Source organism: Vibrio mytili (assembly GCF_000830505.1).
Taxonomy (GTDB): domain Bacteria; phylum Pseudomonadota; class Gammaproteobacteria; order Enterobacterales; family Vibrionaceae; genus Vibrio; species Vibrio mytili.
On sequence record NZ_JXOK01000006.1, the window covers coordinates 112623 to 134305 of the forward strand.

Genomic DNA, 21683 nt, shown 5'->3' on the forward strand with positions numbered 1-21683 from the left:
AGGCTATTTCACCTCTTTGATCACTTTGCCGTCCGTCGGGAACCGATCGCGCGTCATACGACAGTTGATCGAATAACACGGATAAAATGTCGTTGGTGATTCGTATATACGTACACGCTCTTCTATCTTCCACAAACGATATCCCTGGCCTTTAATGACTGGAAATACGTATTGATGTTCACCAATCTGACCGTTTTCTTCCCCAATGCCTTTACCGACCACCGTAACCAGGCGTCCTTCGCTAAACGCAACGGGTTCTAGATAACCATCAAAGTAGACAACAAAACGACCTCTTGGATCTTCGTTTAACGTCGGCTGACCCGTATCACTGATGGGTAAGTTGACGATTTCTACGCGCGTTTTATCTTCCAAGTTCTCGACTTTAGCGATGATACCGCCAAGTCGCACATCCGTACTCAACTGACCTTCTGCTTCAGCAAAGGTTTTGTAATCCATCACGACTTGTTCTGTCGTTGCGGTTAACTCCTGAGGTAAGGAACCACACGCAGACAAACCTATCGTAATACTCAAAATCAGAGCAAACTGTCCGAAAATTTTCATAAACCACCCTTTACCTTTCAGCGAGTTAGCTTTCTGCTATACATAGATATCGACCCCGAGTAACTGAGCGAGTTCCTCTTTTCTTGCTCGATTCATCACATCCATATAATGCTCCATCGCTCTACGACCGTTTCCTTCCGGAAGATCATATTGTATGTGAGCATGGTGCAGTTGAGATTCATCCACGTGTTTTATGGAATGCGCAACAGCATTCGCCACCTTCGATGGCTGGTTTATCGACTTCTCGGTCTGTGATGTTTGTACCTGCTTTTTCTTTCTCGCCTTATGAGTGCGATTTGCCCCCGGAACCAACGAGGGAGGTAAACCATTTATCGACGCCATAACACTCCATAAATATAGGATACCCTGATCACCTTGTTGTCCGGAATCCTAAGTTATCCTGCTCAATTGAGCACAACGTAAATCCGTTTATGCACGAATCAGTCTGTTTATTTCTATTACTCGCGACCTGGCAGTTTTTTCCATGTCACGTTATCGCGTAAATAAACCGGGCTCGACTCTTCAACAGCTACCGTGTTGCCTTTTTCCAGCTCTTGTTTTGCGAGAATGACAATGTCTTGCGCATCTGGTAGAGCACTTCACTGGCTGTCGTGTCATATGGCAAACCGGCAAGAATCTCTTGATAAGCCGACCACCCCGTCCCTGCCATAGTCCATGATGTTTCGTCAGCTTGCGCTTCTTCAACCAAACGAGCGGGTGGAATGACACACTCTTGATCAACATTGTGCCACTCACCGTTTTCCTGACGGGTGTAGCGTGCCCAATATACTTCACTCATGCGTGCATCTATCGCCACAGCGATATCTTTAGCCGCATGAAGTCGAAAACTCCCCTGAGCCATCGCGGCGAGTGTTGAAACACCGATCATCGGCAGTTCCGCACCAAAGGCTAAACCTTGAGCAATGCCGATGCCAATACGCACACCGGTAAAACTGCCAGGACCACGGCCAAACGCCAACGCATCCAGCTCTTGTAGCGTGAGACCGGCTTCTTTTAAGACTTCATCAACCATCGGCAAGACTTTTTTAGTATGGTCTCGCGGGGCAATTTCACTGCGTGAGATCACTTGATCGTTGACCAGTAATGCAACTGAACAGTTTTCAGTCGATGTATCGATAGCAAGAATTTTTGCGCTCATGTAACTCTCTACAACTCTATTTAATTGGTTTATGCCACGGCACTCGTCCGTCGGCTAATTATTCTGCTTTTAAGAACGCTTTAACTCGTTCTAAGTCCCGGGTCCGAGGAATCGGCGGCAAACTGGCTAAGAAAGTACCACCATAGTCACGCGTCACTAAACGGTTATCGCAAATGATCAACGCGCCGTGATCTTGCTGATCTCGAATCAAACGCCCAACTCCCTGTTTTAAAGTAATGACCGCATCAGGAATTTGCACTTCAGCAAATGGCTCACCGCCACGTAAACGACAATCTTCTATTCGGGCTTTGAGTAGCGGATCATCAGGGGCCGTAAAAGGTAATTTGTCGATAATAACACAGCTCAGCGCGTCACCTCTAACATCGATCCCCTCCCAAAAAGCACCAGTGGCGACTAATAAGGCATTTCCTAGTGCCATAAATTCGGCCAGTGTCTTTTGTTTGCTCATTTCGCCTTGCATTAACACGGGAAGCGTCAAAACTTCACGAAACTTCTCGCCCAGATCTCGCATCATGCTATGAGATGTACAGAGAAAAAAGCAGCGTCCTTGGTTTTCTTCAATCACTGGGGCGAGCATTCGGACCAATTTATCCGATAAACCACTGCTATTCGGTTCAGGTAAATACCTTGGCACACACAAGCGAGCCTGCTTTTCAAAATCGAACGGGGACGGCAATGAAAACTGCTGTTTCGGTTTAAGTCCAAGTCTATTGGTAAAATGCTTGAAGTCACCGGACACTGCGAGTGTAGCCGAAGTAAATATCCACGCACCTTGCTTCAATTCGATCTGTTCATGGAATTTATCTGCCACTGACAGTGGAGTAATGTGCAGCACAAAGTGACGTGGCGAGGTGTCGTACCAATAGGAGTAACCGGTAATATCAACATCACACACTCGGTCAATTCGCCCTTTGATTAAATTGGCACGTTCAAAGGCGGTATCAAGCAGTTGGCTCCGACCTAAAGCCAATTTAAGCACATCAATAGCCAATTCAAGACTGTCTGTTAACCGAGTCAGTTCACGCTTTATCGATTCCGATTGCAACGCTTCACGCCAGTTGCCACGAAACCCGGGTTCGCCAAGCACAATGCGCATATCCATCGCACTTTGAACCAGCTTGTCACCCACCTTCTGTAACTGACGCATGTCTTTCGCTTCCGTTCGATAGGCAATTTCAATATCTTTGGCAAGATCGTGAATTTGGCGGCTGGAGACTGATTGACCAAAATATTCACTGGCAATATCGGGTAACTGGTGTGCTTCGTCAAAAATAAACACATCCGCTTCCGGAATGAGCTCACCAAAGCCGGTTTCTTTAATCGCCAGATCGGCAAGAAATAAGTGATGATTGACCACGACAACATCGGAGTCCATCGCCCGCTTGCGAGCTTTTAGAACAAAGCAATCGGTATAACTTGGGCACTCTTTGCCTAAACAATTATCGTTGGTTGAGGTGATCGTCGGAATGATCATGCTATCTTCCGGTAAATCGTCACAGTCCCCTAAATCCCCTGTTTTCGTTTCCGATGACCAAGCCCGCACTTTAACCAACTGGGTGAGCAAAGTCGGGTCATCTTCGTTGGTGTGGCTTTCGACCATCTGACGGCTAAGACGGTCAAGGCATAAATAATTAGAACGCCCTTTTAGTAACGCAACTTGCCCATAGAATCCCAAGGCATTCACCATAAGTGGAAGATCACGATGATATAACTGCTCTTGCAGGTTTTTAGATCCCGTACTAATGATGACTTTTTTGCCGCTTAATAGTGCTGGGACAAGATAGGCGAAGGTTTTACCGGTTCCAGTTCCTGCTTCGACAACCAATTGCTGTTGTTCTTTGATCGCATTGCTGACCGCTTCTGCCATATCAATTTGTGGTTGGCGAGCCTGAAAGCCTGGAATGGCCTTGCCCAACGCGCCATCAGAGGAAAATGTTTTTGCGATCATGGCTGAGATTCGATTATAAAAAGTAGTCGCAGTATACCAGAGGATCTGCGACGACATCAGCCCACAACGTAAGCAGGCTTTAGCTCAATACGGATATTTTGTTGAAACGAATCCAAGAATAGATTATTTATGGTGAAAGATGACAGTACGATTACCTCATTACGAGTAAGTAACACTGCGTACCCCAATATTTAAATTCACGGAAGTACCTGATTTATGGAAAAGAAAACACTGCTGACTCACTGCTCTGATGCACCGGGTTTGATCTCAAAAATCACCAATATATGTTACAAGCATCAATTAAATATCGTTCATAACAACGAATTTGTTGATAACGCCAGTGGCCACTTTTTCATGAGAACCGAATTGGAAGGATACTTTAACGATCAAACGTTACTCGCAGATCTAGATCAGGCTTTGCCGCCAGGGGCAAAGCGTAAACTGGTGAGCTCGCGACGCAAGCGAATCGTGGTACTCGTGACAAAAGAAGCACACTGTCTTGGTGACATTTTGATGAAAACCTACGATGGCAGCTTGGACGTTGAGATTGCAGCCGTGGTTGGTAACTACGATAAGTTACAAACGCTGACAGAGCGATTCGATATCCCTTACCATCATGTCACTCATGAGCACGTGAGTCGTGAAGAGCACGAGCAAAACTTACTGGACGTGATTGACCAATATGACGCTGACTACTTGGTTTTGGCTAAGTACATGCGTGTCTTAACACCAGGATTTGTCGAAAGATACCACCATAAAATCATCAACATCCATCACAGCTTCTTACCTGCTTTTATCGGTGCAAAACCATACCAACAAGCGTATGACCGTGGTGTGAAGATTATCGGCGCCACCGCGCACTTTGTGACCAACGACCTCGATGAAGGCCCAATTATTAAGCAGGATGTCATTCCCGTCGATCATACGTTCAATGCACAAGATATGGCTCAAGCGGGTCGTGATGTGGAAAAGAATGTTCTAAGCAAAGCGCTAAACAAAGTCATAAATGACCACGTTTTTGTCTACGGAAACAAAACGGTTATTTTGTAAACACTCAAAAGTATCAGCACCGTCTGTTACTTTAAACAATTTTCTATTTTCAAATTCTTGCGTTAGTTCTAATGCTAGGACGGAATTAAAAATTGAAAAAGGGTTGCCAAGATTAGCAACCCTTTTTGTTTTCATTCATCCATCAAACAGCCGTCTGCACGTTTTAACTTTGCTCAGATTCCACAATACGTTTGAGTGAATGTGGATGCAATTTGATACACACGCCTTGGTATTTAAACGCCACTGTCGGGTTACTTAAACGTTCCCCTTCTCCTTTAGGGCTAGAGAGTTTAACTTTGATCCCTAAGTCTGCGAGCTGATCGAATTGAGCGCCAAAGTTCGGGTAGGTATGCTTTAAATCATCAAGAAACTCGTCCGCAGTTTCAGCATGTGACGGAATCACAAACTCCACGTGCTCCCAACCTTCTAGTGAATACACTTTACCCTCTGCCGGATACGGCAATTCCAAGCACTCAATATTCCAACCACGACAGGTTAAGGGCTGATCAAACTCAAGTACAACGATAGGACGACCATTGATGTGTGCTTGGGAGATGACTTTGCCGTAAGACATCCAAGCCTGGTGCGCTTGTTGAGCGACGTCATTATCATTAATTCTTAATGCGATGTGGTCTGCCTGCGCAAAAGTTAAATCCAACCTAATCATTAAAGCCAGAGCTTCAATTTTAGTCATAAACTCGTCCAAATCTTGGATCATCAGTTCTGGTGTTAGGCGTTTTTCAATTAACTGAGCGTTCATTGTTCTTCTCTGTAAGTATTAATACCAATCGTAGTTAATATCAGCGGTCTGCAAATGTAAGCACTATAAACATGGTCTGTATTCATATTCGGTACAATCACTATGGGGATATAAACAGTACTTCAGCCTCTGCTAAGCTCATAATACTATCCCCTCGTCGAACAACATATCCATTCAATCGAAAAAGTACAAATTTCCCCGATTCCTCTCTGTATGAACCGCAATAAAGTTGTTATTATTGGCCCTATTTTCGTGAAGTCCAATTTACTCGGTATCATTCGATGCCGAGTTTTTCGTCCTTGAATAGAAGGGAACGCGTGTGAATATCCAAGCACTTATAAATGACAAAGTATCTCAGGCTCTAGAAGCCGCTGGCGCACCTGCAGGCAGTCCTGCTGCAGTTCGCCAATCAGCAAAGCCACAATTTGGTGACTACCAAGCAAACGGCGTAATGGGCGTTGCTAAAAAACTGGGTACTAACCCACGAGAATTTGCACAGAAAGTACTGGATGTTCTAGATCTTGATGGCATTGCGAGCAAAACAGAAATCGCGGGCCCAGGCTTCATCAATATTTTCCTAAGTGAAGACTTTTTAGCAAAACAAGCACAAGTGGCACTTGCCGACCCACGTCTTGGCGTGACGGAAGAAGAAACCCAAACTATTGTTGCAGACTACTCAGCGCCAAACGTCGCAAAAGAAATGCACGTTGGCACCTACGTTCAACCATCATCGGTGACGCGGTAGTACGTACTCTCGAGTTTTTGGGCCACAAGGTCATTCGTGCTAACCACATCGGTGACTGGGGTACACAGTTCGGTATGCTTATCGCTAACCTAGAACGTGTACAACAGGAGTCTGGCGAAGTTTCTATGGAACTTGCCGATCTTGAAGCTTTCTACCGTGAATCGAAAAAGCTTTACGACGAAGACGAAGAGTTTGCAGTGAAAGCTCGTAATTACGTTGTCAAACTGCAAGGTGGTGATGAGTATTGCGCACAAATGTGGAAAAAGCTGGTCGATGTCACCATGATCCAAAACCAGCGTAACTACGATCGCTTAAATGTATCGCTAACTCGTGACGACATCATGGGTGAAAGCCAGTACAACGATATGCTGCCAACCATTGTTGCAGACCTGAAAGATAAAGGGATTGCAGTAGAAGATGACGGCGCACAAGTTGTATTCTTAGATGAGTACAAAAACAAAGACGGCGAGCGATGGGTGTCATCGTGCAAAAACGTGACGGTGGTTTCCTATACACCACCACGGATATCGCCTGTGCTAAATACCGTTATGAAACACTAGGTGCGGACCGCGTACTGTACTTTATTGATTCTCGCCAGCATCAGCACTTAATGCAAGCTTGGACGATTGTACGTAAAGCAGGTTACGTCCCTGAGTCGGTTTCTCTTGAGCACCACGCATTTGGCATGATGCTGGGTAAAGATGGCCGTCCATTTAAGACTCGTGCAGGTGGTACGGTTCGCCTAGCCGATCTTCTTGATGAAGCTGAAGAGCGTGCAGCGAAGTTGATTGAATCGAAAAACCCGACTCTATCAGCAGAAGAAAAAGAGAAAATTTCTCGCACGGTTGCAATGGCATCAGTGAAATATTCAGACCTGTCGAAGCACCGTACCACTGACTACGTGTTTGATTGGGACAACATGCTTGCGTTTGAAGGCAACACAGCACCTTACATGCAGTACGCATACACTCGTGTTGCGTCTATCTTCGCAAAAGCTGGAGTTGCAATGGATGAGCTTCAAGGTGATATCCAAATCACTGACGAAAAAGAGAAGACGCTGATTGCAACACTTCTACAGTTTGAAGAGGCCGTACAATCTGTGGCTCGTGAAGGTCAACCGCACATCATGTGTAGCTACCTGTTTGAGCTTGCTGGTCAGTTCTCGAGCTTCTATGAAGCATGCCCGATTCTGATCGCAAAAGACGAAGCCGTAAAACAAAGCCGCTTGAAACTGGCAGCACTGACAGCGAAGACGATCAAGCAAGGCTTGTCTCTACTTGGTATTGAGACACTGGAGCGCATGTAAGCTCTAAGCTCTAAAAACAGCAAAGGTTGACGTGAAAGCGTCAACCTTTTGTTTTATTTGGCGTATACTCAAGCTCATCAATTCTAGTCGGGAAATCATAATGAGTTTTGAACTTCACCCACAACTTGCAAAAGACACAACCGTGATTGGTCACTTCCCACTGTGTGTCGCCTTACTACATAAAGACAATGCCGTGCCTTGGGTCATTCTCGTCCCAAAACGTGAGAATTTAAAAGAACTCCATCATTTACCAATGCAAGAACAACAGCAATTCTTAGTCGAATCTCAAGCCGTCAGCCAAGCGTTGGAAGCAACATTCCGTCCCGACAAATTAAATCTCGGCGCATTAGGTAACATGGTGCCTCAACTGCACATTCACCATATTGCACGCTTTAAAGATGACGTAGCATGGCCTGGACCGGTTTGGGGAAATACCTCAGGAGAGTTTCGATCTGAAGAAGAACAACACGCGCTGCTGGGTCGAATCAGAAATGTGCTGTCGCTAAGTTCAATTTTTCAAAAAGCCTAATAGCAACACCCTACCATTTTTTGATCCTAGTTTTTACTGATACAAACTTATTTCTAACGAATGTAGAAAAGCCGCACCATGTTTGATGCGGCTTTGTTGAAGCCCATAGATGAAAATATGGTTCGGCGCTACTACATGGTCACTGTAAGAGACAGACCATCTTTCCTTGTCATCGCATAACGAACTTTTGACACATCATTCACGCTGTTGGTATCAACCAAGCGGCTAATTCGACCCTTCTTGATCCACACATTTAACATGGCATCAACACCGTCTTCGCTCATCCCGAATCGTTTTGATAACTCCAATTGGGAAGCCTGTCCATGGTCAGTAATATACTGATAAAGGTCGTTTAATATCATGCGACTTGCGCCTCAAACTCTATACCTTGTTTTTGTCCAACACGCTTAAATATGCGATAGGTAGCGATAAAGATGGCCACAATCGCAGCCATCCAAGCACCACTTGTGATTGGTGTTTCAACCACATGCATCATCTGGTTATAGAACGCTGCACTTAAGTACGCCAGCCCCATCGTCCAAGTTGCAATCAACGCGGCAAAACGTTGCCCAAATTCGCGCACGTAAGCACCCATCGCCGCCACGCATGGCGTATACAGCAAAATAAAGATGAGATAGGCAAACGCTGCATGACCGCTGACAAATTTATTTTTGATATTACCAAAAATGGAAGCGTCAACTTCCTGCTCAGCCGCAGCGGCATAAGAATCAGAAAGGTCCCCAACTTCAATACCTAACGGATCCGAGTAGCTCAACCCTGCTAAGTTTTCAGGAATACTCATCACGGCTTCTTGCAAGCTGCCCATTAAGTCATATTCAACGTCTTTATCTTCTCCCGGGGACGTGTATAAACTGTTCAAGGTACCCACGACCGCTTCTTTGGCAAAAATCCCCGTGATAATACCGACCGTTGCAGGCCAGTTGTCTTCTTGGATACCAATCGGAGAAAACACCGGAGTGACCACTTGAGCGGCACTGGATAAAACAGATTTTTCACTGTTTTCGTTGCCAAAACTGCCATCCGTGCCGAGAGAGTTGAAGAAGCTAAGAATAGCGACGACGACGACAATCGTTTTACCTGCCCCTAATACAAATCGTTTCAACTTTTGCCACGTTTTGATGACAACGTTTTGTAACGTCGGCAACTCATAGGTTGGCATCTCCATAATAAAGCTTTCACTACTGCCAGGATAAAGTGTCTTTTTCAAGAACAAGCCAGTGAAAACCGCAGCAATAATACCAAGGACGTATAGAGCGAATACCACATTTTGACCAGAGCTTGGGAAAAATGCCGCTGCAAACAAGGCGTATACTGGCAAACGCGCACCACATGACATAAAAGGCGCCATAGAAGCAGCTAACTTACGCTCACGCTCCTGGTCGAGCGTACGCGTTGCCATGATCGAAGGCACATTGCAGCCAAAACCTAGTACGAGTGGAACAAACGCTTTACCAGGTAAGCCAATTTTCTGCATGACTTTATCCAGTACAAACGCAGCACGCGCCATATAACCAGAACTTTCAAGTACCGCTAAGAATAGATACAAACAAGCAATCACAGGGATAAAAGTTGCAACGGTCTGAATACCGCCACCAATACCATCTGCGATAACGGTGACTAACCAGACTGGTAGGTGCCCATCTAAAAGGTGATGCCCACCATCGACGAGTAACGCACCCACACCAATATCAAAGAAATCGATGAACGCGCTGCCGATATTAATCGAGAACATAAACATCAGATACATCACAACAAAGAAGAAGGGAATCCCCACCCATTTGTTCAAAATGAAGTGATCGAGCTTTTCTGTCACACTATGACTGAGCTTCCCTTCGCTACGACGTACTTTTTTACACTGTTCGTGCAAGTGGGTGTATTTGGTATCGGCGACATGCAGGTCAATATCGAGAGTCAGTTGAGAGAGTATGTTCAACACTTCGCTTCTTTCGCGCTCGGGCATACTGTTCAACACCAGAGTGTCTCTTTCTAATGCACGAATTGCTAATGCTCGATGGGACACGGTTTGATCTTGAAACAGCGGGAGAATACTTGCAATCGCTGTCTCCATCTCATCACCGTAATTCAAGTTTCTCTCTTCAAGCGCCACACCTTGGACAACGGATTTATGTAATACACCCTTAAACTCCGCTACCTGTGATCTGTTCGTTGCCGATAAGCTGAACACTGGGCAGCCCAATGCCTTTTCGAGCTCTGAAACGTTGATGACTTGGCGCTCACGCTTTAGAGCATCCATTTTATTCAGTACAACGATCATAGGACGACCAAGTTCGCGTAACTGTAGCGTCATATATAAGCTGCGCTCTAAACTTGTGGCATCAACAACATTAATAATCAGATCGGCTGGGTGAGTCAGCACGGCTCTAGAGGCTATAGATTCGTCGATGCTGTTGCTATCGTTGCCACTATCGAGAGAATAAATACCAGGGAGATCGGTAAGTAAAAAGTCATCACCGGCATGCTTAAACTGCCCCGTCTTCTTTTCAACAGTGACACCAGCCCAGTTGCCTACTTGCTGCTTGGCTCCAGTTAGGCCATTAAACAATGTCGTTTTCCCACTATTTGGATTTCCGACTGTGAGGATTTGATATTGCATCACACTCGCTCCACTTCAATCTTTTGAGCTATGGTTTCTCTCACCGCAACAGACACACCACGGACTTCAACCTGTAACGGGTCGCCCATTGGAGCACGTCTAATCACTTTAACGTCAGTATTCGGTAACAACCCCATGACCATCAGCTTTTTTCTAATGTCGGAAGAAAGCCCATCTAACACCCGAATGGTGACAGTATTGCCAGGCTGAATTTCTGATAACTTCATAGCGAACCTTATGTTTATTGCTAATGAGAAATATTACTATTCATAGTGACAATAATACGCTTCTATGCCTAGTAATTTATTGTGTGAAATCAAAGTTACCAAGATTGATGTCACATTTTCACCGTCAAATTCGTAAATAAGAAACTCGTCATTTACGTCAAAATCACCCAAATTCGCATCATTCTTATTGAAACAAAAGCATCACAAATTCGGAGGAAATAAAAATAATCCTATAATATCAATGATTTAAATTACACCAACAAACATTGTCGCTTTTCTTATGTAAACGTGTCGTTATTTTTATAAGAAAAATAAGTCGCCTTTTGTATAGTAAATCCATCGAGAGGGCAACCTCTCATACGAATTCCAGAGGTGGCATGGTGACATGTCACTCCGGCAGCAAGCGAAGGTGTCATTGACACCCGTGGTATAGTCCCCCCGGCTATACCACGATATTTTTTTTCTCACGTTCGACCATGATATAAACTCTTCCCAACGACACGTTTTTTCCTTTCATTCAACACCTATATTCCCCTAACCAAAATGCACGGCTTAACGTACAACTGTTGATGGCTCAGATTCAATGAAACTGACAAAACATAGTGACGCTACATAGAGACGCTACAGAGAATAGTGACGCGCCCCTACCCCACGTAATTAAGCACTGAAGGTGGTATGCGAAGACCATCTAAATGGACCAGAACAACGACTTCTTGGCTTTAGAAGCTAGGAAGAATAAGCACGTCTCACCCGGCTAAAGCACTCTCAATTTCGAACAAGTAATGAGACGAGTGTATTTAACAACTGCCGACGGGTGCAGGTTGAAGGACTTAATGATTGAGGGGAAAGCAAGCGACTACGAACAGTAAGTGGTGAGCAATGTGAGCGCGAAAACCAATCACTTAAGACGATAGGAAATGAAAACAGACAACTAGGAATCCTGGCTGTCTTGGTTCTCTTGGCTCAATGCAAACTTTGACGGTGGCAAGCCAAAGTGAAGTTTGAACTTTTGACTAAAATACGATGGGTCATTAAAACCGCAGTTAAACGCAACTTCTGCGATTTTCTCACCAGCCAGCAGTTGTTCACAGGCGGTTTCTAAGCGTACTTCTGTTAAGTACTCTTTTAACGTTTTTGACGAAGCCGATTTAAAGCGTCGCTGCAAACTGCGCTCAGACATGAACAGCATCTTGGCCGCTAGAGCGGTACCGAACTCCGGATCGTGATAGTGCTCCTCCACCAGTTGATAGACTTTATGTAACCACTCAATTTCTGGCGTTACGTTCTCTTCTGAGGCTGCTGGTGTCTCGAACTCTGGCAACGAGTCCTCCACATAGCTCAGCTCTCTTGCCGTAGGCCAAGTTATTTCCATTTTACTCTGTACGTCAGAGGTAAACACCGACAAATGCCCACCACTTTCTGTCACCAATTGAGATAAACTGTCGATATTGAGTTCAAGCGAATGATTGTTTGTCGAGCGCCCCGTCGACGCTTTTGTTGGCAACTGCATCCCGTAATCGATAAAGCTCAACACCACGATATCAGGGCCTTCTTCCAGCATAATTTTCACCGACTGTCCTTTGTAAGAACGTTTAATAATATTGGCAAAAATGCTATTGAAAATCACATCCAAGTTAAAGCTTTCCAACGCAATTCGGCTTGATTTATTCGCGTCTATCAACTCGACCAACAACCCGGCTTTCGAAAAATCGTCCTGCCAGACATCAACCACAGACTGAGTAATTTGACTTAAGTTATAGTTTTGGCTGCCATTACTCGTGCCTGCTGGGTTCGCTCTCAATTCATTCAATTGCCAATACGCTTTAGACAAGTGATCATCGACCTGAGCATCTTTATCGCTGTTCAACTTAGAAGCAATGAAATCGACACTCGACTTAATCGACTGAGCAACGTGGTCAACTAACAGGTTTCGTACTTGTATCTGCTTGCGAAGCTGTTGGTTACTTGTTAAAAGAACTCGGCTTTGATGCCTCAACTGATTGGTTTTCAGCGTCACTTGAGCAGCCAGATCCCGGTTAATTTGCACAACATAACGAGATCGCCAATACATCAGTAACGCAAGAATTCCTATTGCGGCAATCGCAAATCCGATAATAGCGAAAGTGGATAAATACCACGGCTTGAGCACGACAAAGCGAGATTCGAGCCCAACCAAACCTAGTGAGATTTGCGACCCATTGCTGACCTGAAGGTGATACTCCCCTGAGTTAAGGTGCTCTAATGTTAACTGTGCTCCCTCTAAGGTTTGCCAACGTTCATCTTCATTTAATCGATAATACAAGTATTGATTGTCCAGCTTCGGCATCACGCCAAAAAGAAAGCTCAAGGAAGCGCCATAGGGAATCTGTACTTGATTCAGATTAGAACTGCCGACTCGAATTACCTTATTATCCAATACGATTTGGCTAATAATAAATCGTGTTTTAGGCGAATTAGATACTAACAACGTAGACGCGTCGGCCTTAACCAAGCCATACTTAGAACCTATGACAAGTTCTCGTTTACCATCTTCCAAACGGCGGACGGCACTGCAAATACCAGGAAGGAATTCGTTATTGATTAAGCCCGATACGGAAGAGTAATGTTTTACCAACTCACCGGAAAGGCGGTAATAGCTCAATCCCACAGACGAAGCGAGCCATACACCTTGTTCATCACTTATCATGCAGGCAGGCCGAGCATTCGCAACTCGCATATCCAAAAGTTGGTGTTCATTGGTTTCATTCGAACTTTTGAATAGACCAAACGACGAAGCAAACCAGTAGCTCCCATCTGCGGCCATAATCATATCGAGTGATTCACCAAAACTTTCAGAAAAACGATTAAAACGAATTTGGCTATCGATATACTCATAGACACCATGGTCGGTGCCAATCAATAAAACGTCATCTGCGTCATATAATCGCGTGATCTTCGCTGGCAGGTAACGACTGACCAACCATTCGCTACCAAAATTTCTTACTTTTTGTTCAACAATATCAATATTATACAGCTCAGTCCCACTCGTCACCCAAAGCTGTTCAGAGCCATCACGCGTGACATGCTCTACAGGTTGTTCAGCCATCACCTGTAGATACGGGAAATTGACTGGCTTGAGACCATCTAAGTCGAAGACTTCCAATCCTTTTGATGTTGCTATCCACAACATACCGCGCTGAAAGGTAAACGCGTTAATTTGGTGACTCAGTTCGAGGACCTTTTCGTTCTCATCGCCCTGACGACGGTAGAGTTTTCTGTCATCAGCAAACCAAAGCAAACCGTCAGGACCAGATACAGTTTGGCGTATTCTTCCTGATAACGTTTGCGTGTCGTAACTGCTAAAAGTAATTCGGTCGAATTTTTTGCTAAAAAGTGAGTAATAACGGATACCCTGATGAGTCGCAATCCACATTCCTCCCATATTGTCACTCAAAAGGGAGTAGATTTTATTACTGTCTAACTCTAATTCAAGAAAGCTAGCGGATGTGAATTCGGTAACCTGACCGGATAGAAATGAATACAAGAACAAACCATTTTCCGTTCCAATCCAATACTCTTGATTGGTTTCAGCGAAACTAAGAACATGCGATCCACCAATTTTGACTACTGGTTTCTCCGGCTGGCTGATATTGACGATAAGGGCACCTTGTAACGTACCAATCAGAATCTCTCGCCGAGTATGAGAGTAATAAATTTTTTCTATGTAATTCTGTCCGGAGGAAACAATGTGCTGAAATACGTTGCCATCGGATAAATAAAAACCGGAGGTCGTTGCCAGAGCCCATTTGGATTCAACTAAAATAGCGTCATTAATCACAACGTTGCTGCTATTGCTGTACTGATACAGTTGCAACAAAGAAAACGTGGCTAGCTCGTTAGTTTCGATATTGTAGGTATAAAAGTGGGCGCCATCACTGACCCAGATATAGCCGCGTGATGAGCCAATTTTTTTAATTTGTGAGCCGGGATTTAAACTGAACACCAATCGGCGTTCTTGGTTTGGGTAAGCTTGGTAAACCTCGTTTTCAACAAATGTCCAAAATGAGCCTTTATGATACGCCACTTGCGTAACAGAACGACTTAAAAAACTGCCTGATTTAGGCAATACGTTTTGTCCATCGTAGAATAGTACTCTGCCGTGAACGTCGTGGATCCATATCCCACCTTGCTCGCCTAAAAATAGTTGCTTTGCCGCAATAAAAGTCCCCTTAACCTGAGTCGGCAAAGGGTAAAAAATGGCATTGGCGCTAGTTTGCGCGAATGCTTGATAAGAAATGAGAAACCCAAATAAAATTAGGGTGATATGGCGAAGCAAGACGAAACCTTAATCTATCGATTTTTATTACAACTCTTACCTACTGCAACCTCTGCCCAACAAGCTCGGCAATAAATACAGTTATTTTGAGTCGCTAATTATCGATAATAATATCTCAATTCCCTTTAGATAAAAGGCTCGTCTTGCCAAAGGTTATAATTCTTACTGTTAGATCACGTTAAAGAGATATTTTTGACACTCAGTGTCTCTTATGTGACCCAAATCCTCAGCAAATACTCGGTACGATAACGTTGCCAACGTACTCACTCAAAGGATGACGTCGATTGTTTATTTGGCACTCAAACATTGCTCAAAACTGCCTGCCATTTCGTTAAGAAACGTAAAATAGCTGCCGACTTTGACGTCGATACCAGTGCCAAGTGGATCAAGAATTCCTGTCGCGACATCACTCCCACGCATCACACTTTCAACCACTGCTGGAGTAAACTGTGGCTCTGAGAAAACACATGCGACCTCCCCTGAGCGCAATGCGTTGCGAATATGGATCAGTGTTTTTGCACCAGGCTTTCGCTCTGGGCTGACGGTGAAATGACCAATGTTATTCAACTGGTATTGCTTTTCGAAGTAGCCATAAGCATCATGAAAAACATAGTACCCTTTGTCGTTTACTGCTGAGAGTCGCTGACTGATTTCGTTGTTTGTCGCATCCAACTGCACCTCAAACTTTGCGAGGTTTGCTTGGTAAACCGTCGAGTTTGAAGGATCAAGCTCTATTAGTTTGTTGGCCACCGCAGACGCCACCTGCTTCACAGGCTTCACACCCAACCAAAAATGTGGATCGTGTGTACCATGATGATGTCCATCGTGATCGTGACTGTGCTCACTATCAAACTTACGCAAAGCCAAGTTAGGGATTTCGCTAATAGTCAGCGTCTGTTCCTTGTCCTTGCCTTCAGTAACCTTTTCTAAGAATGGCTCAAGGTCGTGCCCGTACCATATAACAAGATCAGCCGAAGCGACCTTCTTTACGTCCGATGGGCGCAATGCATAATCATGGGGAGACGCGTTGGATGGCAAAAGTACATCCGGAGTAGAAACACCTTGCGTCAGTTCCGTTACCAGTAACTGGATTGGTTTTATGCTCGTTAATACCGTCATCGCTTGTGCAGGCACAGCTAACATTGCTGCACTAGCAAGAATTATTGCTCTTTTCATAGTGTTAATTGGAATATAGCGTGGAAAGTAAAATGATGTTACATTATAACACTAATAGTTTGCAAATGAGTTTCATTAATGTCATCACTCATCCATCTTGAGCAATTGTGCGTCGAATTTGACGGACGCAGGGTACTCGATAATATCAACATGGAATTGGAAAAGGGCAAAATTACTACATTAATCGGTCCAAATGGTGCCGGAAAATCAACCCTAGTCAAAGTTATTCTCGGCTTGCAAGCACCCACCAGCGGAAAAGTCATTAAACACAAACAATTAAAAATTGGTTATGTTCCGCAGAAGCTAAAGCTCAACGACTCTTTACCACTGACTGTTTCCCGCTTTTTGAATTTAGCAGGTAAATACAGCAAACAAGAGTGTATTGATGCCCTCAGACTCGTCGGTGCAGAGCATCTATTAAAAAGTAACATGCATCGCCTATCAGGAGGCGAGAATCAGCGCGTTTTACTTGCCCGAGCACTCCTTCAAAGACCTGACCTTTTAGTGCTAGACGAACCAGCACAGGGGGTCGACGTGCAAGGTCAAATCGATCTCTACGATTTGATTGAAAGCATTCGTCATCGCTTTGATTGCTGTATTTTTATGGTGTCACATGACTTGCATTTGGTGATGGCTAAAACGGATGATGTCATCTGCTTGCAACACCATGTATGCTGCTCTGGCTCTCCTGCCGCTATTACTCAGCATCCTTCTTACATTGCGATGTTTGGTACAGCCGCGCAACAATCTCTCGCATTTTATCATCACGAACATCACCATCATCATGATCTCGCTGGCTCACCCGTTTCGGGAGAAGCAACATCATGCTCGGTACACGATCACGGACATCACCATCATGATTGAGTTTCTGCTTCCTTCCATTTTGGCGGGTATTGGTATCGCCCTCATCGCCGGGCCGCTGGGCTCTTTCGTTGTCTGGCGTAAGATGGCCTACTTTGGCGACACACTTGCACACGCCTCGTTAATGGGGTTGGCACTTGGTTTCTTACTCGACGTAAACCTCTATTTAGCGCTACTCGTTTGCTGTTTAGTGTTAGCGGTCCTACTCGTGACGCTACAAAAACAACAATTAGTCGCGACAGACACTTTGCTCGGCATTCTTGCCCATAGTTCACTGTCCATCGGTTTGGTCTCAGTGAGCTTTTTAGATAACGTTAGAATCGATCTTATGAGTTATCTGTTTGGTGACCTACTCGCGGTATCGACTCAAGACTTAATATTTATCTATTCTGGAGTGGTAGCCGTCAGTGCATGTTTATATCTATTTTGGCGTCCATTGCTGTCCAGTACAGTCAGTGAAGAACTGGCTCAAGTCGAAGGGGTGAATACCGATCTTGTTCGATTAGTTCTCATGCTAATGGTTGGTATCGTGATTGCGGTAGGAATGAAATTTGTCGGTGCATTGATTATGACTTCACTGTTGATCATCCCAGCTGCGACTGCGCGTAAAATAGCCACATCACCTGAACAGATGGCGCTGTTTGCCGCCATTATTGGCGCAGTGTCCGTATTGATGGGCTTGAGTCTTTCTTGGCACTTCGATACACCAGCGGGACCTTCTGTCGTTATCTGTGCGACCGCGTTGTTTATGCTGAGCCAGCTCTCCCGTTCCAAAGCATAACGATAAAGATACGCCAAGGTTTGGACACGGTTAACGGACCATTATGACGACCGGATGAGCGTCTTTCAGATATAAAAAAGCCTGGCAGTGCCAGGCTTTTTCAAGACAACTTTTCTAACAAGACAAGTGGTTAATTACCAGCCTGTTACTTCACGTAGACCTTGTCCAATCTCCGCTAGAGATTTCACTGTCTTAACGCCTGCCGCTTCTAGTGCAGCAAATTTGTCTTCTGCAGTACCTTTACCACCAGAGATAATCGCACCAGCGTGGCCCATACGTTTACCTGGAGGCGCAGTAACACCCGCAATGTAAGACACAACTGGCTTAGTCACGTTTTCTTTGATGAATGCAGCTGCTTCTTCTTCTGCTGTACCACCGATTTCACCGATCATGACGATCGCTTCAGTTTCTGGATCTTCTTCGAACAGTTTCAAGATATCAATGAAGTTTGAACCTGGAATTGGGTCACCACCGATACCAACACAAGTCGACTGGCCGAAACCTTCGTCAGTTGTTTGCTTAACCGCTTCGTAAGTTAGTGTACCGCTGCGAGATACGATACCGACTTTACCTTTCTTGTGGATGTGACCAGGCATGATACCGATCTTACATTCATCAGGAGTGATAACACCCGGACAGTTAGGACCGATCATGCGAACGCCTGTTTCTTCTAGCTTCACTTTCACGTCGATCATATCTGTTGTAGGGATACCTTCTGTGATGGTTACGATTAACTCGATACCCGCGTCAATCGCTTCTAAGATGGCATCTTTACAGAAAGGCGCTGGTACGTAGATAACTGTCGCGGTTGCGCCAGTCGCTTCTACAGCTTCACGAACGGTGTTGAATACTGGTAGACCTAGGTGAGTTAGGCCACCTTTACCTGGAGACACACCACCAACCATTTGCGTACCGTATGCGATAGCTTGCTCTGAGTGGAAAGTACCTTGACCACCAGTGAAACCCTGACAGATTACTTTAGTGTCTTTGTTAATTAATACAGACATTATTTAGCCTCCGCAGCAGCAACAACTTTCTGAGCAGCATCCGTTAGCGACTCAGCAGCAATGATATCAACATCAGAATTAGCAAGAACTTCACGACCTAGGTCAGCGTTAGTCCCTTCAAGACGAACAACCACAGGTACGCTCACACCTACCTCTTTAACCGCACCGATAATACCTTCTGCGATCATGTCACAGCGTACGATACCACCGAAAATGTTTACGAGTACGGCTTTCACGTTGTCATCAGATAGGATGATCTTAAATGCTTCAGCAACACGCTCTTTGGTTGCGCCGCCACCTACGTCTAGGAAGTTAGCAGGTTTACCACCGTGTAGGTTTACGATATCCATCGTACCCATTGCTAGGCCAGCACCGTTAACCATACAGCCAACGTTACCGTCTAGTGCGACGTAGTTGAGTTCCCACTGAGCTGCATGCGCTTCACGCTCATCTTCTTGCGATGGATCGTGCATTTCACGTAGCTTAGCCTGACGGTAAAGTGCGTTTGAATCGATATTGATCTTACCGTCAAGACATAGCAAGTTGCCTTCGCCAGTAACCACAAGTGGGTTGATCTCTAGCAGAGCAAGGTCGTACTGAGAGAACATCGTGCCAAGACCCATAAAGATCTTAACGAATTGTTTGATTTGGTCGCCTTCAAGACCAAGTTTGAACGCAAGTTCACGACCTTGGTAAGCTTGTGGACCTACGAGCGGATCGATTGCCGCTTTGTGGATAAGCTCCGGTGTTTCTTCCGCAACTTTTTCAATTTCCACGCCACCTTCGGTTGAAGCCATGAAAACGATCTTGCGACTAGCACGGTCAACGACGGCGCCTAGGTAAAGCTCATTAGCAATATTTGAAGCTTCTTCAACAAGGATTTTCGTTACTGGCTGACCATTGGCGTCAGTTTGGTAAGTCACTAGGTTCTTGCCTAGCCACTTTTGAGCAAATTCTTTTACGCCATCTTTGGTATCGTGCAGTTCAACACCGCCCGCTTTACCACGTCCACCCGCGTGAACCTGACATTTAACGACTTTCTTCTCTGTATTTATACGACCTGCTGCTTCAAAGGCTTGTTGTGGTGTATCACATGCGTAGCCTTCTGGCACAGGCAAACCGAATTCTGCAAACAGCTGTTTGGCTTGATATTCATGCAAATTCATTTTGATATTCCGTTTGTTTTCCCTTAGGGGATTTATAATTTCCGTGACGTCGCAGTCTTGGCTGCTGTACGTCTGTAGGGTCTTCTCAAGTCAATTACCCAATGTGATGTCCCACAAATGCGGCCTTCAACAATGTGTAATTCAAATGAAGGCCAGACGTTGAGCTAGTCTAGCCATTGAAATTTTAGACGTCTAGCTATCTACGATAACTAGACGTTTGAGCGATATTAAACGTCTAACAGGAGACGTGCAGGATCTTCCAACAACTCTTTGATGGTGACTAAGAAGCCAACTGACTCACGCCCATCGATTAAACGATGGTCGTAAGAGAGCGCTAGGTACATCATCGGTAGAATTTCAACCTTGCCATCCACAGCCATTGGACGCTCTTGGATTTTGTGCATACCCAGAATCGCTGATTGTGGTGGGTTGATGATTGGTGTAGACATCAATGAACCGAACACGCCACCGTTAGTGATCGTGAAGTTACCACCCATCAGTTCGTCTACGGTTAGTTTGCCATCACGACCTTTGATAGCGAGCTCTTTAATGCCTTTTTCAACATCGGCGAAACCTAGTGTGTCACAGTCTTTAAGTACTGGCGTAACCAAGCCACGTGGCGTTGAAACTGCCATGCTGATATCGAAGTAGTTGTGGTAAACAATATCGTCACCATCGATAGACGCGTTCACTTCAGGATAGCGCTTCAATGCTTCAGTCACTGCTTTCACGTAGAAAGACATGAAGCCAAGACGAATACCATGGCGCTCTTCAAACTGATCTTTGTACTGTTTACGAAGATCCATGATCGGTTTCATGTTCACTTCATTAAACGTGGTCAGCATCGCCGTGTTGTTTTTCGCTTCAAGCAGACGGTTTGCTACTGTCTTACGTAGGCGAGTCATTGGTACACGTTTCTGGCTGCGAGCCGTTGCTGGCGCTTCAACAACTGGCTCATCTGCTTTAGGCGCAGACTTAGCACTCGCTAAATGAGCTTCGATATCTTCACGTGTGATACGACCACCAACACCTGTCCCTTTAACTTGGCTTGCTTCTAAACCGTGCTCGGCAAGAAGACGTCGAACCGCAGGGCTTAGCGCGTCGTTATTTTCTTCTGTAAGCGCGGCTTTGTGACGCTTATCAGGGGAAGCTTGAGTACCTTCTGTTTTATCAGAGGTTGGCTCACCGGCAACAGCACCAGGCTTCAATTTAGCAAGAATTTGCTTTGATAGTACGGTAGCGCCTTCTTCTTCAACAATGGCTTCTAAAACGCCAGCTTCCGGAGCAGGTACTTCTAGCACAACCTTATCGGTTTCGATATCAACCAACACTTCATCACGCTCAACTGCGTCGCCTGGTTGTTTGTGCCATGTCGCTACGGTTGCATCAGCAACTGATTCAGGTAAATCTGGAACCAGAATTTCAATTGTCATAAC

The 21683-nt window shown here is 45.0% G+C and carries 16 protein-coding genes and 2 pseudogenes; 5 read left to right on the top strand and 13 right to left on the bottom strand.

Annotated features, from left to right (window positions below; translation table 11 throughout):
- Window positions 1–3 precede the first annotated feature (3 nt).
- The 4 genes and pseudogenes from SU60_RS02935 to yoaA all read right to left on the bottom strand — a co-directional run bounded on the left by SU60_RS02935 (window position 4) and on the right by yoaA (window position 3689).
- Window positions 4–561 (bottom strand): Slp family lipoprotein, encoded by a 558-nt coding sequence (locus SU60_RS02935; RefSeq protein WP_041154235.1) that lies wholly within the window; start codon window positions 559–561, stop codon window positions 4–6.
- 36 nt (window positions 562–597) lie between these two features.
- Window positions 598–903: a hypothetical protein gene (locus SU60_RS02940; RefSeq protein WP_041154236.1), complete on the bottom strand. Its 306-nt coding sequence runs from the start codon at window positions 901–903 to the stop codon at window positions 598–600.
- A gap of 116 nt (window positions 904–1019) precedes the next feature.
- Window positions 1020–1720, bottom strand: a pseudogene (gene tsaB / locus SU60_RS02945) (tRNA (adenosine(37)-N6)-threonylcarbamoyltransferase complex dimerization subunit type 1 TsaB).
- 58 nt (window positions 1721–1778) lie between these two features.
- Window positions 1779–3689 (bottom strand): DNA repair helicase YoaA, encoded by a 1911-nt coding sequence (gene yoaA, locus SU60_RS02950; RefSeq protein WP_041154237.1) that lies wholly within the window; start codon window positions 3687–3689, stop codon window positions 1779–1781.
- Window positions 3690–3905: 216 nt separating this feature from the next.
- Here yoaA and purU point away from each other — a divergent pair, with 216 nt between their 5' ends.
- Window positions 3906–4739 carry a formyltetrahydrofolate deformylase gene (gene purU, locus SU60_RS02955; RefSeq protein ID WP_041154238.1) on the top strand — a complete coding sequence of 278 codons (834 nt, stop codon included), beginning with the start codon at window positions 3906–3908 and terminating at the stop codon, window positions 4737–4739.
- A 163-nt stretch (window positions 4740–4902) separates the two neighbouring features.
- Here purU and SU60_RS02960 read toward each other — a convergent pair whose 3' ends face one another.
- On the bottom strand, window positions 4903–5499 hold the full coding sequence (locus SU60_RS02960; protein ID WP_041154239.1) for a VOC family protein: 597 nt from the start codon (window positions 5497–5499) through the stop codon (window positions 4903–4905).
- Between the two features lie 319 nt (window positions 5500–5818).
- On the opposite strand from SU60_RS02960, the pseudogene argS reads away from it, so the two are divergent.
- Together argS and SU60_RS02970 are read left to right on the top strand one after the other, a co-directional pair.
- A pseudogene (gene argS, locus SU60_RS02965) lies at window positions 5819–7550 on the top strand (arginine--tRNA ligase).
- Between the two features lie 100 nt (window positions 7551–7650).
- Window positions 7651–8079 carry an HIT family protein gene (locus SU60_RS02970; RefSeq protein WP_041154240.1) on the top strand — a complete coding sequence of 143 codons (429 nt, stop codon included), beginning with the start codon at window positions 7651–7653 and terminating at the stop codon, window positions 8077–8079.
- Between the two features lie 131 nt (window positions 8080–8210).
- On the opposite strand, the gene SU60_RS02975 is transcribed toward SU60_RS02970, so the two are convergent.
- From SU60_RS02975 to znuA, 5 genes are all read right to left on the bottom strand, one after another.
- Window positions 8211–8441, bottom strand: a complete 231-nt coding sequence (locus tag SU60_RS02975) for a FeoC-like transcriptional regulator (protein WP_041154241.1) — start codon at window positions 8439–8441, stop codon at window positions 8211–8213.
- Entirely contained in the window at window positions 8438–10714 is a 2277-nt protein-coding gene (gene feoB, locus SU60_RS02980; protein WP_041154242.1) for a Fe(2+) transporter permease subunit FeoB, read from the bottom strand. Before feoB ends, SU60_RS02975 begins: the two co-directional genes overlap by 4 nt.
- Complete coding sequence (locus SU60_RS02985) at window positions 10714–10941, bottom strand: FeoA family protein (protein ID WP_041154243.1); 228 nt, start codon at window positions 10939–10941, stop codon at window positions 10714–10716. The genes feoB and SU60_RS02985 overlap by 1 nt, the downstream gene beginning before the upstream one ends.
- 931 nt (window positions 10942–11872) lie before the next feature.
- Window positions 11873–15256 (bottom strand): AraC family transcriptional regulator, encoded by a 3384-nt coding sequence (locus tag SU60_RS02990; RefSeq protein WP_041154244.1) that lies wholly within the window; start codon window positions 15254–15256, stop codon window positions 11873–11875.
- A 288-nt stretch (window positions 15257–15544) separates the two neighbouring features.
- Complete coding sequence (gene znuA / locus SU60_RS02995; RefSeq protein WP_041154245.1) at window positions 15545–16432, bottom strand: zinc ABC transporter substrate-binding protein ZnuA; 888 nt, start codon at window positions 16430–16432, stop codon at window positions 15545–15547.
- 78 nt (window positions 16433–16510) lie between these two features.
- Between znuA and znuC the strand changes: the two genes are divergently transcribed.
- Window positions 16511–17296: a zinc ABC transporter ATP-binding protein ZnuC gene (gene znuC / locus SU60_RS03000; RefSeq protein ID WP_041154246.1), complete on the top strand. Its 786-nt coding sequence runs from the start codon at window positions 16511–16513 to the stop codon at window positions 17294–17296.
- Window positions 17289–18074 (top strand): zinc ABC transporter permease subunit ZnuB, encoded by a 786-nt coding sequence (gene znuB, locus SU60_RS03005; protein WP_041154247.1) that lies wholly within the window; start codon window positions 17289–17291, stop codon window positions 18072–18074. Before znuC ends, znuB begins: the two co-directional genes overlap by 8 nt.
- Window positions 18075–18208: 134 nt before the next feature.
- Here znuB and sucD read toward each other — a convergent pair whose 3' ends face one another.
- The 3 genes from sucD to odhB all read right to left on the bottom strand — a co-directional run bounded on the left by sucD (window position 18209) and on the right by odhB (window position 21680).
- Window positions 18209–19081 carry a succinate--CoA ligase subunit alpha gene (gene sucD / locus SU60_RS03010; RefSeq protein WP_041154248.1) on the bottom strand — a complete coding sequence of 291 codons (873 nt, stop codon included), beginning with the start codon at window positions 19079–19081 and terminating at the stop codon, window positions 18209–18211.
- Window positions 19081–20247, bottom strand: a complete 1167-nt coding sequence (gene sucC, locus SU60_RS03015) for an ADP-forming succinate--CoA ligase subunit beta (RefSeq protein ID WP_041154249.1) — start codon at window positions 20245–20247, stop codon at window positions 19081–19083. Before sucC ends, sucD begins: the two co-directional genes overlap by 1 nt.
- Window positions 20248–20474: 227 nt before the next feature.
- A complete protein-coding gene (gene odhB / locus SU60_RS03020) occupies window positions 20475–21680 on the bottom strand; it encodes a 2-oxoglutarate dehydrogenase complex dihydrolipoyllysine-residue succinyltransferase (protein WP_041154250.1) in 1206 nt (401 codons plus the stop codon).
- Window positions 21681–21683: the final 3 nt, after the last annotated feature.

Excerpts from the sequence above, each read along its gene's own strand:
- SU60_RS02935 (WP_041154235.1), bottom strand. The coding sequence starts at position 561 with ATGAAAATTTTCGGACAGTTTGCTCTGATTTTGAGTATTACGATAGGT.
- SU60_RS02940 (WP_041154236.1), bottom strand. The coding sequence starts at position 903 with ATGGCGTCGATAAATGGTTTACCTCCCTCGTTGGTTCCGGGGGCAAAT.
- yoaA (WP_041154237.1), bottom strand. The coding sequence starts at position 3,689 with ATGATCGCAAAAACATTTTCCTCTGATGGCGCGTTGGGCAAGGCCATT.
- purU (WP_041154238.1), top strand. The coding sequence starts at position 3,906 with ATGGAAAAGAAAACACTGCTGACTCACTGCTCTGATGCACCGGGTTTG.
- SU60_RS02960 (WP_041154239.1), bottom strand. The coding sequence starts at position 5,499 with ATGAACGCTCAGTTAATTGAAAAACGCCTAACACCAGAACTGATGATC.
- SU60_RS02970 (WP_041154240.1), top strand. The coding sequence starts at position 7,651 with ATGAGTTTTGAACTTCACCCACAACTTGCAAAAGACACAACCGTGATT.
- SU60_RS02975 (WP_041154241.1), bottom strand. The coding sequence starts at position 8,441 with ATGATATTAAACGACCTTTATCAGTATATTACTGACCATGGACAGGCT.
- feoB (WP_041154242.1), bottom strand. The coding sequence starts at position 10,714 with ATGCAATATCAAATCCTCACAGTCGGAAATCCAAATAGTGGGAAAACG.
- SU60_RS02985 (WP_041154243.1), bottom strand. The coding sequence starts at position 10,941 with ATGAAGTTATCAGAAATTCAGCCTGGCAATACTGTCACCATTCGGGTG.
- znuA (WP_041154245.1), bottom strand. The coding sequence starts at position 16,432 with ATGAAAAGAGCAATAATTCTTGCTAGTGCAGCAATGTTAGCTGTGCCT.
- znuC (WP_041154246.1), top strand. The coding sequence starts at position 16,511 with ATGTCATCACTCATCCATCTTGAGCAATTGTGCGTCGAATTTGACGGA.
- znuB (WP_041154247.1), top strand. The coding sequence starts at position 17,289 with ATGATTGAGTTTCTGCTTCCTTCCATTTTGGCGGGTATTGGTATCGCC.
- sucD (WP_041154248.1), bottom strand. The coding sequence starts at position 19,081 with ATGTCTGTATTAATTAACAAAGACACTAAAGTAATCTGTCAGGGTTTC.
- sucC (WP_041154249.1), bottom strand. The coding sequence starts at position 20,247 with ATGAATTTGCATGAATATCAAGCCAAACAGCTGTTTGCAGAATTCGGT.
- odhB (WP_041154250.1), bottom strand. The coding sequence starts at position 21,680 with ATGACAATTGAAATTCTGGTTCCAGATTTACCTGAATCAGTTGCTGAT.